The organism is Bifidobacterium catulorum (assembly GCF_003129925.1).
Lineage (GTDB): Bacteria > Actinomycetota > Actinomycetes > Actinomycetales > Bifidobacteriaceae > Galliscardovia > Galliscardovia catulorum.
Map to the genome: position 1 here is coordinate 1 of NZ_QFFN01000040.1, position 16032 is coordinate 16032.

10 protein-coding genes are annotated in these 16032 nt (G+C 59.9%); 8 read left to right on the forward strand and 2 right to left on the reverse strand.

The genetic code is table 11. From position 1 onward, the window contains the following. Nucleotides 1–183 precede the first annotated feature (183 nt). The 3 genes from DF200_RS09440 to DF200_RS09445 are packed head-to-tail and all read left to right on the forward strand — an operon-like array spanning nt 184 to nt 2335. On the forward strand, nt 184–1359 hold the full coding sequence (locus tag DF200_RS09440) for an ATP-binding protein (protein ID WP_277725259.1): 1176 nt from the start codon (nt 184–186) through the stop codon (nt 1357–1359). A 24-nt stretch (nt 1360–1383) separates the two neighbouring features. Then, a complete protein-coding gene (locus DF200_RS10885; protein ID WP_158275839.1) occupies nt 1384–1524 on the forward strand; it encodes a hypothetical protein in 141 nt (46 codons plus the stop codon). Nucleotides 1525–1573: 49 nt separating this feature from the next. Next, the gene (locus DF200_RS09445) at nt 1574–2335 is read left to right on the forward strand and encodes a hypothetical protein (protein WP_109138024.1); all 762 of its coding nucleotides are present in this window, start codon (nt 1574–1576) and stop codon (nt 2333–2335) included. A gap of 149 nt (nt 2336–2484) precedes the next feature. On the opposite strand, the gene DF200_RS09450 is transcribed toward DF200_RS09445, so the two are convergent. Further along, complete coding sequence (locus tag DF200_RS09450; RefSeq protein WP_109138025.1) at nt 2485–2799, reverse strand: hypothetical protein; 315 nt, start codon at nt 2797–2799, stop codon at nt 2485–2487. Nucleotides 2800–3063: 264 nt separating this feature from the next. Here DF200_RS09450 and DF200_RS09455 point away from each other — a divergent pair, with 264 nt between their 5' ends. The 5 genes from DF200_RS09455 to DF200_RS09475 all read left to right on the forward strand — a co-directional run bounded on the left by DF200_RS09455 (nt 3064) and on the right by DF200_RS09475 (nt 15236). Beyond that, a complete protein-coding gene (locus DF200_RS09455; protein ID WP_146192063.1) occupies nt 3064–4074 on the forward strand; it encodes a hypothetical protein in 1011 nt (336 codons plus the stop codon). After that, the gene (locus DF200_RS09460; protein WP_146192064.1) at nt 4071–5009 is read left to right on the forward strand and encodes a hypothetical protein; all 939 of its coding nucleotides are present in this window, start codon (nt 4071–4073) and stop codon (nt 5007–5009) included. The genes DF200_RS09455 and DF200_RS09460 overlap by 4 nt, the downstream gene beginning before the upstream one ends. A 3-nt stretch (nt 5010–5012) precedes the next feature. Beyond that, nucleotides 5013–9422 carry a PD-(D/E)XK nuclease family protein gene (locus DF200_RS09465; protein WP_109138028.1) on the forward strand — a complete coding sequence of 1470 codons (4410 nt, stop codon included), beginning with the start codon at nt 5013–5015 and terminating at the stop codon, nt 9420–9422. Between the two features lie 22 nt (nt 9423–9444). After that, entirely contained in the window at nt 9445–13689 is a 4245-nt protein-coding gene (locus tag DF200_RS09470; protein WP_109138029.1) for a UvrD-helicase domain-containing protein, read from the forward strand. 335 nt (nt 13690–14024) lie between these two features. After that, complete coding sequence (locus DF200_RS09475) at nt 14025–15236, forward strand: hypothetical protein (protein ID WP_109138030.1); 1212 nt, start codon at nt 14025–14027, stop codon at nt 15234–15236. Nucleotides 15237–15243: 7 nt separating this feature from the next. On the opposite strand, the gene DF200_RS09480 is transcribed toward DF200_RS09475, so the two are convergent. Continuing rightward, complete coding sequence (locus tag DF200_RS09480) at nt 15244–15822, reverse strand: hypothetical protein (RefSeq protein ID WP_109138031.1); 579 nt, start codon at nt 15820–15822, stop codon at nt 15244–15246. Between the last annotated feature and the right edge of the window lie 210 nt (nt 15823–16032).

Sequence of the window (16032 nt, forward strand, 5' to 3'; positions counted from 1 at the left end):
AAGGACTAGGATTTCGCGCTCACCCCAAGTGAGGCACCACTCCGGATTACGCGCTCACTTTCAAATGAGGCACCTCGCGGTGAAAGGCGGTGCCGGCGATGCCCACCCCGAAGAGAACCCTCTATCCTCGTCCGCAATACCTGTCACTGCTGGAACGATACCGGGGGGGGCGAACAGATCAAAGTGCTGCGCGGTGTGCGACGAAGCGGCAAATCCGGCATCGTCTCGTTGTTCATCCGGCAACTGGTCGACGATGGTGTGAACGCCTCCAACATCTTCTACAAGCGGTTCGACGAATTCGGATTGCCGCTCGTCCAATCGGCTGGCGATCTCGCGTACGACATCGCCAACGCCATGGACGCCGCCGACCCCCATGCCATGTTCTACGTGTTCCTCGACGAAATCCAGGAAGTGCGGGGGTGGGAGCATGTGGTGCGAGGCCTGCACGCCAAAGACGGTGTGGATGTGACCATCACCGGATCGAACGCACACTTCCTTTCTTCCGATCTGGCCACCCTGCTGGCCGGCCGGTACATTCCCATCGACGTCTATCCGCTGTCGTTCCGCGAATACCTGGACTTCCGACAGGTCGCTGAAAGCTCCGCATCAAGCACGGAAACAGCCTTCGCCGACTACCTGCGTTACGGCGGCACGCCCAGCCTCTTCTCGCTCAAGGAACCTGATGAGGAAGACATCGCCCGGGAGCTTTCCGCCATCTTCGACACCGTCATTCTCAACGATGTGGCCGCGCGTCTGAACGTACGGGATCTGGCCATGCTCAGTCGTCTCGTCGCCTACCTGTTCTCCACCTCCGGCAACCTGTTTTCCATGCGCAAAGTGGTCGGCGCCATCAAAAGCGCAGGATTCCGCACCTCGCAGGACACCGTCGACAACTACATCGACGCACTGGAACGCGCCTACATCCTCAACGGCCTGGCCCAGACCGGGCTCAAAGGCAAGGGACTGCTCAACCCGTTGCGCAAGTTCTACCCCGTCGACACCGGACTGCGCAATCTGGCCGCGAACTTCCCCGTCGAGGATTTGGGATTCCAGTTGGAAAACGTCGTCGCCAACGAACTGCTCCGCAGAGGCAACCACGTATCGGTCGGCGTGCTGCCGACCACATCCGGCAAGACAGGGGAAATCGACTTCGTGGCCACCCGGCACCAGCATCGGGAATACTTCCAGATCGCACAGACCCTTACCGACGATCGGGTCTTCGAGCGGGAGATATCTCCGCTGCGAGCGCTGAACGACTCCTTCCCCAAAACCATCCTGACCTACGACCATGTGCGAAACGGTATAACCTCGGACGGCATCCGCATCACATCCATACCGGACTGGCTGCTGGGCGAATAGGCGCACCGTCCGTTCGCCGGATCCATGCGCGCACTGGCCGATACCAACGGCGCACTCGCCCGGAATCCGTTTGTTTCGGTGAAGCTGCCGTTTCGCAAGGCAGGCATCAGCGGATCGCGTCGGAACACCGCTGTGATGGTCGACGGGCGCGTGATCGTTCCGTAATTTGTCCGGTTATCGATGGTGTACATCCGTATTCGGGAAAGGAACGAAGATGAGGAAGTCGGCACAGACGTTGCGTGCGATTGCGGATTGGCTCCGTGACACCGGAAACCACGTCGTCTGGTTCCGTCAGCGTGTGAAACGAGGCTATTCGGACCATGACCTGTTGGATCTCGGCTGCAACGAGGTGCTGCGGCTGGCGAACATGCTGGAGGATTTCAGCCTCGCATCCGAAGGATACGCGCCCGCCTATGGCGACCGGCGCAAATGGCTGAAGCACCGTCACGACACCGACGAGCAGCTGGAACGATGGATGGATTCCGGCGCATTGACGCCCGGTGCCACGTTCGTGTCCGATGATGGCAGGGAATTCGTTGCCGAGTCTGATGTCGGGAAGACTGGCGACGCGATCGCCGAAACCACCGCCACCGCCGACGACGGCGTCAGGCGGCGTGCAGAGCAAGCGGCGGCACACGATGGTCCGCATCGCCTGTTCGACGCATTGCGTCATCCGCTGCGCTGTCTTTCCTGTCTTTCGCGGCGTTCCGGCCGCAATGACGATGGGGGAGGATTCCGCATGGCGACCGTCCGCGAGGTCGGCGTCGACCGGTGCGCATGGTTCGAGGATCTTGCCTACGCGTCGGCCGTGCTGCGCATGTGGTGCGAATGGCATGGCGGTGCCGCCGACCGGCTCGACCATTACGCCGACGTCTACGGCATCGACGAGGCGTTGCGGCGCCAGGCCGAAATCGACAGGAAGTTCGAGGAGGCCTGGGCTTGGATAGGCCGCAACGCCGTCCACCTGTGGGACTGAGCGGGGCCGACGATCCGTCCCCGCCCACCATGACGTCGTCGACAAACTGCCGGATCATGTAGGACGGCTGATATGTGGCGACGTCGCCGCGGCGGGGAGGCCGGCGCCATGAGGCCCCTGCCTCCCCGCCGGAAGCCCGGTTCCGGACGCTAGATGGCGGTGAGTACCGCGAGCTGCTCATCGGTGAACGTGCAGCCGCGCTTCGCGGCGATGCGCTGGAACTCCTCGGGGTCGGAGTTGTCCCCACCGTTGGCGCGGACGATGCGTGCAATCATCATGGCGTAGGTGAACGTATCGGCATGGGTATTAATCGTGCCGAGGAATTCGGGATGCCTCGGGCGGCCGTTCCCCGTAGAGGACTTGGCGGCGTCCGTCTTGGTCGCCTTGACGGGGGCGGCTCCCTCATTGACGGCGGCGTCGGCGTTGTCTTCGATGCGGTCGTGGTCGTGGCTGATCGTTGTCATGATGTGCTCCTTTGTGTCGTGGGAATCGGTACGTCATGGATAACCGGACAGATTCCATGAAATCGGCGGCGCGGTCGTTTCGACGCCTGCGGCGAATTGTCCGGTTAACCATGGTGAAGCCGTTCACGGGAACGGATAAGGAGGTACGACACGATGACCACGGATGATATGGCCACGCCATCCGCGATGCGGTGGCAAATCCCCCGAATCGAGGGTGCCCCCACTAGAATCGAAACGGAACAATCTCTCCACAAAGGAGGTCTCATGGGTGGAAGGGAAACGTCGAAATCGACGGCATGGAAACCGAGATTCGACATGTATGAAAAGCCCAAGCACCTGGATATCGCGGGATTCAACCCCCGATATTCCATTGGCGAGGAGATAGCCGAACGTAGGGGGCCGGGACAGAGGACCTTCGCCGCGCTCGGGGTGGTGGCGAGGGGAATCCTTCACCGTAACTCCCAATGGGGATGGCGCTTTGAGGAGTCTGAGGACTGCGCCCTGGAGTTCTGCTATCTGCAGGACATCGATGGCGTGGCCTGCCTGAATCCCAGATTCATCAAGCTGTATCAGACTGCTTCCACCGATGAACAGTTCAGGGCATATGCGAGCAAGGCATTGAAACAATGGATGATGAACGTCGTAGCGGAAGGCGACTATGGCCGACTGCTGGACCGTTTGGATTCGCAGCTGAAAAGGGATGACAAGTACGATTCGGAACAGCCATGGTATTGGCTGAAAGGCGGACCGTCGAAGCATTCCGATGCGACCGTCGACAGTCTGAAGCCGGTGGCGGATCAGCATCCGGTCGACTGGCCCAGCAGGGAGGACGTCGAGCTGGATCATCAGCAGCGTGCTCAGAAGAGGTGGGTGCGGGACTCCAACGGAAAGATTCACAAGGAGAAGGGCCGGGGGAAGAAATTCGGCAAGGGCAACCAGTTCAAGGTCTGGATGGTGGCGGTGTTCACCGCGGCCGATGGCGCTCTCGTAGTACCTACCGTGGCTGATTTGGTGGTGGCCAGCTGCCCGTATCTCATCGGCGATCACTCGAACGATCCGCAATACATGAGGGAGCTCGACGAGGTGACGGAGAATCGTTACTCCGACAAGACCGATACCACCTTCGAGGAGGTGGCATATGATGCCGTGGCCGAGGACACCAGATATGCGGCAATGATTAACGACCCTGAACTTGTTGAAAAACTGAAGCGGCTTGGGCTTGAGAGAGCGAAGGCCTATCTGAATAATATGCGCTTTGATGGGAGCGAACGATGAACGAAGCACTGAATATGAATGATTTGGCCTCCCTGAGAGAGCGTTTCCCCCTGCCTGAGCAGATTGTGAAACTGAGTGACGACGAGTATGTTGGCAAAACCCTGCAGAAGGGGCCGAAGTCCGGTCAGATCTGGCTCTTGGATGATGGTGAGAGAGCGGAATACGCGCTGGTTCTCGTACCTGGTGAATGCGACGATCGTGCGGTCGTCGTCACCGCGATGAGCAATGACGTGACGCTGCAGACTGACGATTCCGTGGTTATTACGGACACGCCGATGGGCATGCCCATGGTGATCTGGCCGTCGCTGACCACCGTCGTTCCCGTGAGATTGCTGAAGGTGCCCTGCGGCGAATTGTCGGAACAGGTTGTCCGCCATGCAATCGACGATGAGCTGGAGCCGATGCCCGGCGTGGAAAAGGGAAGGCTTTCGTTGACGGAGCGCAGGGTGACTGCGATATCGGAATTCCGCTGGCGTGCGGTCCTTTTTATTCGCTGGCATGAGATGCTGGAGAAGCTGCCGGCGCTGCATCAGGAGGATGCGGCGGAAGGATTCTCCGTTGCGGACAAGCGCAAGTTGTTCGATGCGGTGATGGATCTGGGGCACTCCGCCCAGGAGGCCGCGGCGGTGTTGAACGGCAGTCTCGAACTCGGCGTCGATGAGCGTAAGCGGCTGATCGATGCCGGCCTGCCCGACAGTTTGGTGAATCAGGGCATGAGTCTGCCGGATGATCTGCTTGTCGAGGTGGAACAGCCGCTGTGGCGTCGCGCCGCCGATCGGATCGCCGAGCAGGAACATGCCGATGGCCGTATGGAGCTTGCGAAACGAGCCAAGGTGGAGAACTTCCAGCTTGCGGCACGTCACGGCGGCGATGGACGGTCGCGTTGGGCGAAGGTCCTGCATAAGGTGAGCAAGTCCGAAGACTCAAAGGAGTAGCCGATGATGATGGGCTCATACGACGATGATGTGGTGAACCAACAGGTCGGACGGATGCGTGAGCTGGCGGAGGAACGGTTCCCCGGATTCTCCGCCAAGGCCTGCATGGATCCGTTTGGTCTGATAAGCCTGCTTGCCGAGGAGATAACGATATGTCCGCAGCACGAATCCGGCGAGGATGATGACGACGAACCAAGCGGCTTCGTCTTCGGCGAAGGCAAGAACGGCATCATCGGTCAGTATGAGCTCACAGGCGGTCATTCCGGAATCATTCGCATAGCGTGCGGTGATGGCAAGGAACTGGGTGATGCCAGGGGCATTCGTCGTCGGAACTTCACATTGCTGCATGAAATCGGACACCACTTACAGCAGACCGATAAAGATTTGATATTCACGTGCAGCATCACCAACGACGCCGCCAAATCCTTCGAGGAGGACGCCTGCGACCGGTTCGCGTCGCTGATGCTGGTGCCCGACGATCTGGTCGAACAATTTGGCCCAAAGCCGGGGGAGCCGGTCGAGGCCCGTCATGCGGCCATGCTGTTCGCCAACAGCCAGGCGTCGCGCGAGGTCGTCGCCCTGCGGGTGGCGAGAATGCTGGGCGACGACGACTATGTCTCCGTCATCTATCGCGATAACGAGAACGTGGGTGTACGTCGGTACGGCAACGGCCGGTCGCAATGGAAGACCACGGTGAACGAGCACGAACGCCACGCGTGCGATAGTCTGCCCAATCGACGCGACACATGGAAGAACGACGACTATGCTCCGGAAGTTCCGGAACCCGAAAGCATGTCTGGGACGTCCGACGTCACCGGCCTCACGCCGCGATATCACCTTAGCGTGGCCAACGCCTACAACCTTGGCGAGCAGGGCGACGGCTCGCAATGCAAATTCGTCATCATGCGCAGAAACGCCACCTCCGATGACGCCGAACAGGAGTCTCCGGCCGAGCGGATGGAGCGGGAACGCCACGTTTGTGACGCCATGGCGAATCCCGGACTCGCCGCGACGATCGCCGGGGCGTTCGACGATGCCGCCACGGGCGTGACCAACACCGGAGCAGCTCCCCGTACATTCATCATCACGCCGGCGCGACTGCGGGCAACCGTCGAACGCGCTACATTGGAATACCTGCGCGATCAGGTCCCCGGCCGGCTCTGTCCCGGCGTCACCATCGGCGTACACTCGTTCTCCAGTCTCGTACGTTCGGTCATCGGCGGCCATGATGGCGGCAGCTTCGTGCGTCCCGTCGTCTCCCCGTTCGCATTACGCGCCTTCGTCGCCCAGGAGATGACGCACAGGCAGGAACTGTTCCGCGAATCCGGACGACTCTTCGGCTCGGTGAACCAGTACGCCTCCCAGATCGAGGAACTGCGCAAGGGCGGCGTCACCTCCGCCGACATCCCCGCCGACTCCCAGCGGCTGAAAGCCCTAAGAGCACTGCTCGCAAGCGTGGAACGCAAGTTCGGTTCCGACGCCACCATGACAGGTGAAGTCGGGCCGGCCATCCGCGACTGGCTGCATGACCATGGTCGTGAATGCCGATTCCACCTCTACGGATTCGAGAAAAACGACCCCTCGGAGGCGCTCGCCATCGCCGCCATGCACGAGTATGCGCACGTGATGTTCCATCCGTCCGCCGATGCCGCAGCCACGGTTGGCGACGAACCCGCCTATCAAAGCCTCATCGGCATCCTCGACGGCAACGATCGGTCACGGCGTTCCCTGCCCGCCATACTCCGTCCTTACGGCCACACCATATTCCGCTCCTATGCGATGAACACCCCGGCCGACGAACTCCGCTTCGTCGCGCAGGACATCCGCAATCAGGTACAGAAGGCCGGAGGCGCGCTTTCCTACGGCGACATCCTCGTCACCGCACGGGACCTCAGTCAATACCGCGCCATGATGGAACCCGAATTCACGTATCGGCGCATCCCCATCAACGCCACACCGGCCTCCACCATGCGTGACCATCCGCTCGCCGGCCTGATGCTCGGCCTGCTCGACCCCGCATTCTCACGGCGCGAACCCGTCGCGATATTGCGCGTGCTGCGCAGCGGACTGCTGCACAACCTGAAATACAGCGTCAGGCCCATCGGCGGAATAGGGGAGTGGAAGCCCATACGTCGTGCCGACCTTGACCGGCTGGAGAACCTGCTCATCACCTCCGACGCGGCAACGATATGGGAGGAAGCCCCCGAGGATTCCCTGCCGGGAGTCGTTGATGCGTTCCGCAGCAGGATATCCAAGGCGATTGGATTCCAAGACGACACGAAACGCACCGTGCGCGAGGTCCTGACCGACATGGTCACAGTACTGGCCGATGCCGGCGTCACCTCCGCGCAATGGGATGAGAACCAAGGGGACGCCGAAACCAAACGACGCGACTTCGCGCAAACCCAACAGGTATGGCACGCCATCATGAACGCGTTCGACGACATGGTCCGCCACTTCGGCGACGCGCCATTCGAGGATTTCGCCCCCACCTTCGCCGACAACCTCGCCACACTACTCGCCATGCAGCCGTTGGGAGTGCGCCCCAAGGCGATGAACGCCGTCGACGTGGTCGCCTTCCCCACGGCCATGCGCCCCTACCGTCTCATCTACGTACTCGGCGCCGGCGAATCACAGCTGCCGGCCATTCCGCACGAAACCGGACTGCTCGACGATTCCGAACGCCGGACGATTGCCGCCGGCCTCGACCGCAACGGCAAGAACGTATCCGCATGGGCGCTGCGGTCGCGGACCGTGGAGGCCAAGGCATTGCGCGAACCCATCGCGTTCAATCTGGTGACGCGGAACGCCGCGGAACGGCTGACCGTCACATATCCGAAGACGACGGCGGACGGCGCACAGGAGCCGTCGCGGTATGTGAAAGCGATGTCTGGAGCGGGGGAGCCGGTTTTCGGGCTCTCCGAATCCGGTGCGCACCAGGATCTCGACAGCCATCTCGTGGACCTTCCCGACGAGCAGCGGCCGCTCGACCCCGAACTGGCCACCCGAATGTTCGCGAGCCGCGAGGATGTCGGCGATCCGACGTCCCCATTGGTGTTCAACGCCTCGGTCTCGTCCATCGAGCAGTACTACAGCAATCCGTACGATTTCTTCCTCCACCGTGGTCTGAAGGTGGACCCGTTGCGTCCATACGACCTCGACCCCATGCTGGAAGGCACCTTCTACCATGCCGTACTGGAGCATGCCGTCGGCGAATGGATGGTCAGGCGTCCCGGCGAGCCGCCGCAGGCGGAGAAGATGGTGGACATCATCAGGGATTATGCGCGGATTCACCGGGAAGACGGCCGATGGTCCGTACTCGACGACGACCCACGCATGACGGTGTTGGAATCCAGCAACCGCATGAAAGCCGTTCATGGTCAGATGATCGTCACGCTGCTGAACATGAACCGACGCATGGTGGAGACGCGCGCAAGCTGGGCGAAGACTGCGATGAAGTGCCTGTTGCCGAATCCCAAGAGCAAGGAGGGGAAGACGAAGGAATATAGGGGGACGACATCCGTTCCGCTGTATACCGAACAGCAGTTCGGTGATCTCGGCAACAGGCACTGCGACTGGTCCGCGTTGCCGTTCGACCCGGTTCCCGGAGTCATCAGCGGCCTGACGACACCGATACCGGTCGTCGTCAACGGGAAGATCGACCGTGTCGAACGCATCGAGAACGCGCAATGCTCCACTTCGGGGCTTCTTGTGTTCGACTACAAATCCTCCTATCGCAGCCTGTTCGGAAAGTCGAGAAAAGACAAGGACGACAAAGAAGACAAGGACGTAGAGAAAGGCAAGGACGATAAGAAAGGCAAGGACGGCGCATACGACGGCAGTCAGGTCTACTACGGTCATGAACTCCAGCTGTTCACCTATGCCGCGGCGGTCAAGGCGAACGTATCGGATGATGTTCCGGTTGCTGGCATGTTCTTCGTCCCGATCCGGCGCAAGGAAACCGAAACCTATCAGTATTCCGAGATGTTTTCCCTGACGGCCGGACCCGAAGACGGCAAGTCGGCACTTGACCTGGGAAGTTACGGGTATATATCGGTGAAGCGGAAGAAGGCAGGTCAAGGACTGGCGGGAGCCGGCCTTGTCGTCAAGCCGTGGTCACTGTCGAACGGCTGCAAGCTGGAGTCGTCGAGCGTCGACGCCATCGACGCCTTCGTCCATCGGAAGATCCAAGACGCCTGCGCCGCCATTTTCGCCGGCGAATTGCCGATTCGCCCGTTCAAGGAGATCAGGTCCGGTCAGGATGGTCGCGACGGCGTGAAATACAGCGACTATGCCGACGTCATCGCCCTCGACCTCATCGTCGGCGATGCGTATGATATGCAGCCTCCGGTGACGCTGAAGAAGATAACGCAGCCGAAAAAAGACAATCTTCGTTTTTTCCGTATTCGATGATGACGTCAAGGGAGAATGAGCAATGATTCAGGATAGGAGTTTTTCGGAGTTCACGCACGTCATCAAGGCGTCGGCCGGTACCGGCAAGACCACGCGTCTGCTGCAGACCGTGCTGCTCGACCTGCTGAACCGCAATCGGAACCAGGAAGATTCGCGGTCCATCCGCACGTCGCTGGTCATCACATTCACCAATGCCGCCGCGGCGGAGATGCGTCGTCGGTTGGACGAGAGCCTGCGATTCGCCATCGACTATGCCGAGCAAAACGGCGGTTGCGAGTCCGGTGGCCTGAAGATGCGAGACCGGGATTTCAGAATCGGCGGCGATGACGGCGAACTCGCCAGGACCATTCGCGAAGACCCGGGCAATGCCATCCGCGTGTTCAACCAGGCGTTGAACGATCTGCCGTCCGCGCAGATCAGCACCATCGACTCGTTGTCGAAACATATAGTGGACCGCAATGCCGAAGTCTTGCCGGACGCACAGCCGGGAATGCGGATTCTGGCCGACACGGGAATGTGCAACGAATTGCGTGATTCCGTGCTGACCGCACTGTTCGAGCAATGGTATGGGGAAGACGACTCCTTCCATGGGCGTTTCATGGATCTGCTGGAGAACTTCGGCGGCGCCCGTAACGACGCCCGACTCCGTACGGCGATTCTTGAACTCTATGAGACGGCGATTACCAAGTCGAGCCACGTGGCATGGTTGGCGCATATCTCCGAACCATACGACATCACCTTCAGCGAGACCTTGCCGGTGTATGGGGTCAGCAGTCTGATCGACCTGTACATCGACAGGAATCTCGCCGAATTCGAAAAGGCATACGCCAAGGAGCAGGAGTATCTGCAATACATCCAGAAGCAGGTGGATGTCGATTGGAAGGGGAGCGAATTCGAAGGCGAGCGGGTCGCGACGCTACGGTACTTCAAGCCGTTGGAAAGCCCATTCATCCGTGATTTGTCTAGGAACATGCGTGTAATGGCATGGCGGGATCTGTCCGGAAAGTTCCATGACGGCGGCGGATCGAAGTCCAAGGGGACGATCTCCGATTTCTGCTCAAGCGATATCAATGGCGATTCCACCATGTTCCATGGCGGGAAGAAGATGCCGCTGAAATATCATGTGCAGAAAAACAAGGAGGATGATCTTGACAAGGAGCGATATTGTGGCGAGGCACCCCGTGAGTGCGATTTCGAAGACGTCAACGGCGAGGCTGCGCGCATCGTCGGTGCCGTGCAGAAGCCGTTGAAGCGGCTTGCCTCGCTGGTGGCGCTCTCCTGTGACGAGACCAACCGTTTCTACCGGACGATGAAATGTCGTCTTGACACGTTGTATCAGTGCGTCCGATGGTTTGATGGGGAGTACGGCAGAGAGAAAAAACGGCTCAGGCTCGCTGACTTCAGCGATGTCGCCCATTGGGCTCTCGACATATTGTCCGATGACGACGGCGTCGCCGATCGCGTGCGCGGGCAGTGGACGCATATCTACGTGGACGAAAGCCAGGACGACAACGACCTGCAGAACACCTTCATCCGCAGGCTTGCCAAAAACGCCGAAAAACTCACCATGGTTGGCGATGTCAAGCAGAGCATCTATGGCTTCCGAGACGCCAGCCCCGATGAGTTCGTCAAAATCGTCAACGAAACGAAACCGGAATTCCGGGATGCCCTGTGGACCAACTATCGTTCGCGTCCTGAGATTCTCACGTTCGTCAACGCCGTGTTCGATGGTTTGATGACCGAGGGGATGGGCAAGGTCGACTATCGTGACGAACGACTGCATATCAGGCCCGGTGGAGACGATGCCGATGAAGCCCTGCCCTTCGACCCGACGGCCGTCGAATTCCTGCTGTGCAGTCTGAAGCTCGCGAACACTTCCACGGCGGAGATCGAGCAACGTGACTCCGCTCCTCAAAAGCAGACCGATATGATTGTGGACCGCATCATCGGGCTGGTGGAGCATGAAGGATACGATTACGGCGACATCGCGGTGCTCTCCTATGGTTCCCGCTATTTCGGCGATCTTGCCGAGCGACTGCTGGCGCAGGACATTCCCGTGGATGTCGTCGGCGTCGGCGACTTCTATCGCAAGCCGGAGATCGTGCTCGCCGTCAACTGGCTGCGCGTCATCAACAACGCACGGCAGGATGTGCCGCTGGTGACGGTGCTGCGTGGCGTCGGTTTCTCCGACGATGATCTGGCACGACTGCGGCTGCTGGGCAAGGGCGGCTTCCATGGGCTCCTCGGCAAGGCGGCCCATGACGACGAGGCCGACCTGCCCGCATCGTTGCGCGACCGGTGCCGGGCGTTCCTTGCGTTACTCGACGACCTGCGCGACTATGCGCGGACCCATCCCGTCGACGCACTGCTGTGGCATCTGTTCGCCGTGACGGGGCTGTTCGACTATGTAGGACGGCTGCCGGACGGGGTGCAGAGAACGGCGAACCTGGAGTCGCTGTGTGACAAGGCCAAGACGTTCGGCGCCGCGCGCGAACCGGGTCTGCGGGCGTTCCTCGACGCCGTGGATTCATGGAAGAACATCGGCGATGCGGGGGACGAGGCCTCCACCACCGCCACGACGAATGCCGTGCACATCACGACCATCCATAAGGCCAAGGGGCTGCAGTGGCCGGTGGTGATTCTGATGAACGCTGCCACATCCAACATCAATCATTCCCTGACGCCCGACGTATTGGTGCTGCCGAACGATGCCGGAACATACGGCGTCGCCGGCATGGACTTCGCCAACGCCGGTCAGGACATCAAAATCGGCACCGTTCAGAGGGCGGGCCTGCTTGAGCTCTCCGATCGGCGCGAAGCCGCCGAACGACTGCGGCTGCTGTATGTGGCGCTGACCCGTCCGGAGAGGAAACTCATCATCGCGGGAACGTATATGCCGGAGAAGAAGGCCAAAAACGACGGCTTCCGTCCTCGGAGCTACGTCGATTCCATGTGGCCGGCACCGTCGGACGGCGGTGAATTTGGAACCCTTGACCCATCGATGATGGTCAAGGAGTCCACGTATCTGTCGTGGATCTTCCGTGGCCTGGTCGCCGGTCCGCTCTCGGTCGGCGGTTCGCTGGTACTCACCGGAGCATGGGATGGGGTTCCCGCCGACGGCAAGCCCTATTCACTGCCCATCCCGCAGGAGCCGGGGCTCTCCGCCGAGGTCTCCCGCCCCGGTCTGTGCGTCACGGTGACGTGCCATGACGGCTGGCCGCAGGATCCCACGCAGATGACGGAATCGACGCCCGGCTATGCGTATACCCGTAAGCGGCTCGATGTGACGGGAATCGGTGCCGAAGAGACCCTGCGACGCCATGACTCCGACACGCTGGCGCGCATACCGTCCGCGGTGAACGCTTCGGGGGCGCGGGCGTGGCTCGCCTTGGCGACACCGTTGGGTGACGGTACCGACGACGGTCCGAACGATGTGGAAGAAAAGTCGGATGAGGTCGAGGCCGTGGCTGAAGGTCTTGACGACAATACGGAGGCGTCCGCATGGCGTACCCATCGTCTGGACCTGCCGGCCTTCATGCTCGACCATACGGGTTCGGCGCCGGCAGGGTCGGGGACGGAAGTCTCGCCGGCAGAACTCGGCACCGGCGCACACGCCGCGCTCGAACTGTTCGACTGGCATCATGCCGACGGCGTAGAGGAATGCCGTCAGGGGCTGCTGGCGGCGATCGGCCGTCTGGAGGATTCCGGCATGACTTCCGAGCCCGTTGCGCGGACGCTGCGCGGCGACGGGCTGTTTGGCGGCCTGTTGTGGTTCGTCACCGGTGGCGAATCCGATTCGGACGCTGCCGGGGCCAAGGTCGGCATCGATGCTGTTGGTGCCGCCGATGCAGCCAGCGAAGAGGCGTTGCGCAGTCTCGTCGCCACCATCCGCACGAATCCCGATAGGCTTTTCCGCGAGATGCCGTTCTCCTCGCTGATGGATGTCAGCCGGCTGGACATCCAAGCCGAAACGGAGCGGAATCCGGGGATCACGACGGCGGACGACGGCGGTGTCGTGGTCCGCGGCGTCATCGACGGCTTCGTCGTGGACGACGAGACGAAATCCATCATCCTGTTCGATTACAAGACCGACCGTCTGCGCCCCGGCGAAAACGTGGACCAGTGGGCCCGCCGTCTGCACGACGACTACGCGCAGCAGCAGGCGCTCTACGCCGAGGCTCTCGAACGGCTGTATCCCGGCTACACGGTGACCGGCCGTTGGCTCATCGGACTTGCCGCGCATCGCCTCATCGATGTGGGCGCATAACCGCAGACGGAATGACGCATAGACAGCAAAGGGCCGGGACCCGTTCACTGCGAACGGGTTTCCGGCCCTTTGCACACAAAAAGGAGGGTGTTGTTTCCATCCTTATAGGCGGCTCCTTTCATCATCGTCGTCTTCACTCATTGCAACCGGACAAAACGCGGACGGCGTGTCCTTGCCTGATGGACGGGCTTCCTTCACAGCAGGGGCCGTAAGACGAACGCGGAACCGAGAAGAGGGGGCATCCCCGATTGTTTTCCATTTGTCCTGTTGACATAGGTGTAACGAATGTTCACGAATGTGAACGATTTCTAGCGTGAAAGGATTATGGGAAAACAATGGGAACGTCGATGTTCATCATATGGCTGTTGCTGACGTTTGCGGCTCTGGCGGTGGTGTATAACGTCGCCCACTGGGCGTACACAAGCCTGCCGAAAGGTTGGGGGTATGCCGCGATACTGGTCGGGCTGCTGGGAGCTTATGGTGTCTGGAGTTTGGCGGATGCCATACGCAGTCGTGCTGGAAGGAAGACCACGCTGCCGTTTGTGTTATACGCGCCTGATTCTCTCGCATGGTTTGCCGTGGGAGTCCTTGCCATGGTGATTCTTGTGGTAGTGGTGATTCAACGTCCTGACGCTGATGAGAACCGCAGGAATTATGAGCATGAGCGATGGCTGGAAACTCCTGATGGCAGGCTTTCACAGCTGGCTCAACGATATTCGATTCCTCAGTGCGAAGACCAGACCAGTAGTTGGCGGGGCTACCCAATCGTCGATTCTGATGTCCCGGGCGTCTCGAGTCGACTGTGGGAGAGCGGCAAGAATGTCAGCCTTGGTGATCTGCGTGACGGATACCGTATGTATGGTATTCCCGGCGTTGGATTGGAATCTTCCAATTTCGGCAGAGGTCGGATAAAAAGCGGCGAAGAAGGTGAAATCGCCTTGGCTAAGACGGTGGGTCTTGTGCCGAACGTCATCAGCTTCTGGAGTCTGTACGGACTGGACGAGAATCTGCATGACGTAGACGCTGACATCGATGGCATCGTCGTGGGACTGGGACTGGATGATCGCCTGCACGTCTGGTTCGTTGATGCAAAGAACTATAAGGGTGGTTCCGATACCGTGTATACCAGTATCACCGAGGGGGAGCTGCTGAGGTTGTCCGTTGCGCAGCATGCTTTCGTTCGCGGTGTGAATGGGCGCCCTGAGATGCCGATGAGTGAGAATATGGGGCGACAGCGGCCGTTATGGAATGATCTGATGCGTCGCGAACTCGGATACATCATGTGGAAGGCGGATGTGCAATGGAGGGTCTGTCTGACCGGCGGTTCTCATGGCAGCCCGCAGGTGGACGATCTGCTTTGGCCAGGCAAGGTGCCTGCAGTGAATGACGAGCAGCTGATTGACGAGATCGCCGCTTGTGGCCCGTATAAGGATATTTCGCAGATTCCGATTGAACTCATCACATTTTTGAGGGGACGTCTCAAGCCGGAGCTGCCGCAGGGATATACGAATCCTGTGCCATTGCCGGAAGTCCCTATGGCTATGTGATGATTGTTCATGCCGACGGTTGATTGGTGGGCCGATGCTTGTCGGCCCACTGGCTGCCGACAAACCGATTGAACTCGTCCATCATGTTCAATGCGGTGTATGGCGCGTGTCTATCGACGGCCTCTATGATGCTGAATGGAGCGTATTCGGATTGGATGATTTCCGAGTTCCTGCCAAACGGCGCACGTTGGATGGCGCTATCATCCTCGAATATGGCATCAATGGTGCAGCTGCCATCCCTGACGAACTGGCTGGTGCCGTGTTTGGTCCGTATCAGCCAATTGTGGTACCAGATGGCGGTTTTGACGAAGATGGCTGTAGTGAGTAAGGCCAATAATATTATCAGTCCTATCGCCCATGCTGAGGCGGTGTATTGTGGTGCCGAGCGAGGAAGAGGAGCGCCGCTTACGGGTCTGCGAACATTGATTGCATAGAACGTCGCGGCATAAGATCCCGAATAATAGATCAGGGCCTTGGAAATGGTGTCGTCCAGACATCTGCCAAGCTCGTCGGAAATGGAATTGTTCAGTCCTGACAGGTTTTTGGCGACCCACAACGTGAAAATCACCGCCAAACCGGCGAGCATATTGTCTCCTGAGAACAATGTGTTCCACACGTCGTCATCAATGAAATAAAGGCTCTTCGGGTGTTTGTGTGGGTGTGGAACACTGGTCCGGCCTGCTGGTTATTGGCGTCCGGGGAGTTGTAGGTCGAGTCCGCCGCATTTGAGCATGACGAGGCTGATGAGGTTGTCGAGGTTGCGGTAGCCGTAGCCGATCTTGATGGTGGTCTTGAT

Excerpts from the sequence above, each read along its gene's own strand:
- DF200_RS10885 (WP_158275839.1), top strand. The coding sequence starts at position 1,384 with ATGCGCGCACTGGCCGATACCAACGGCGCACTCGCCCGGAATCCGTTT.
- DF200_RS09445 (WP_109138024.1), top strand. The coding sequence starts at position 1,574 with ATGAGGAAGTCGGCACAGACGTTGCGTGCGATTGCGGATTGGCTCCGT.
- DF200_RS09450 (WP_109138025.1), bottom strand. The coding sequence starts at position 2,799 with ATGACAACGATCAGCCACGACCACGACCGCATCGAAGACAACGCCGAC.
- DF200_RS09455 (WP_146192063.1), top strand. The coding sequence starts at position 3,064 with ATGGGTGGAAGGGAAACGTCGAAATCGACGGCATGGAAACCGAGATTC.
- DF200_RS09460 (WP_146192064.1), top strand. The coding sequence starts at position 4,071 with ATGAACGAAGCACTGAATATGAATGATTTGGCCTCCCTGAGAGAGCGT.
- DF200_RS09465 (WP_109138028.1), top strand. The coding sequence starts at position 5,013 with ATGATGATGGGCTCATACGACGATGATGTGGTGAACCAACAGGTCGGA.
- DF200_RS09470 (WP_109138029.1), top strand. The coding sequence starts at position 9,445 with ATGATTCAGGATAGGAGTTTTTCGGAGTTCACGCACGTCATCAAGGCG.
- DF200_RS09475 (WP_109138030.1), top strand. The coding sequence starts at position 14,025 with ATGGGAACGTCGATGTTCATCATATGGCTGTTGCTGACGTTTGCGGCT.
- DF200_RS09480 (WP_109138031.1), bottom strand. The coding sequence starts at position 15,822 with ATGCTCGCCGGTTTGGCGGTGATTTTCACGTTGTGGGTCGCCAAAAAC.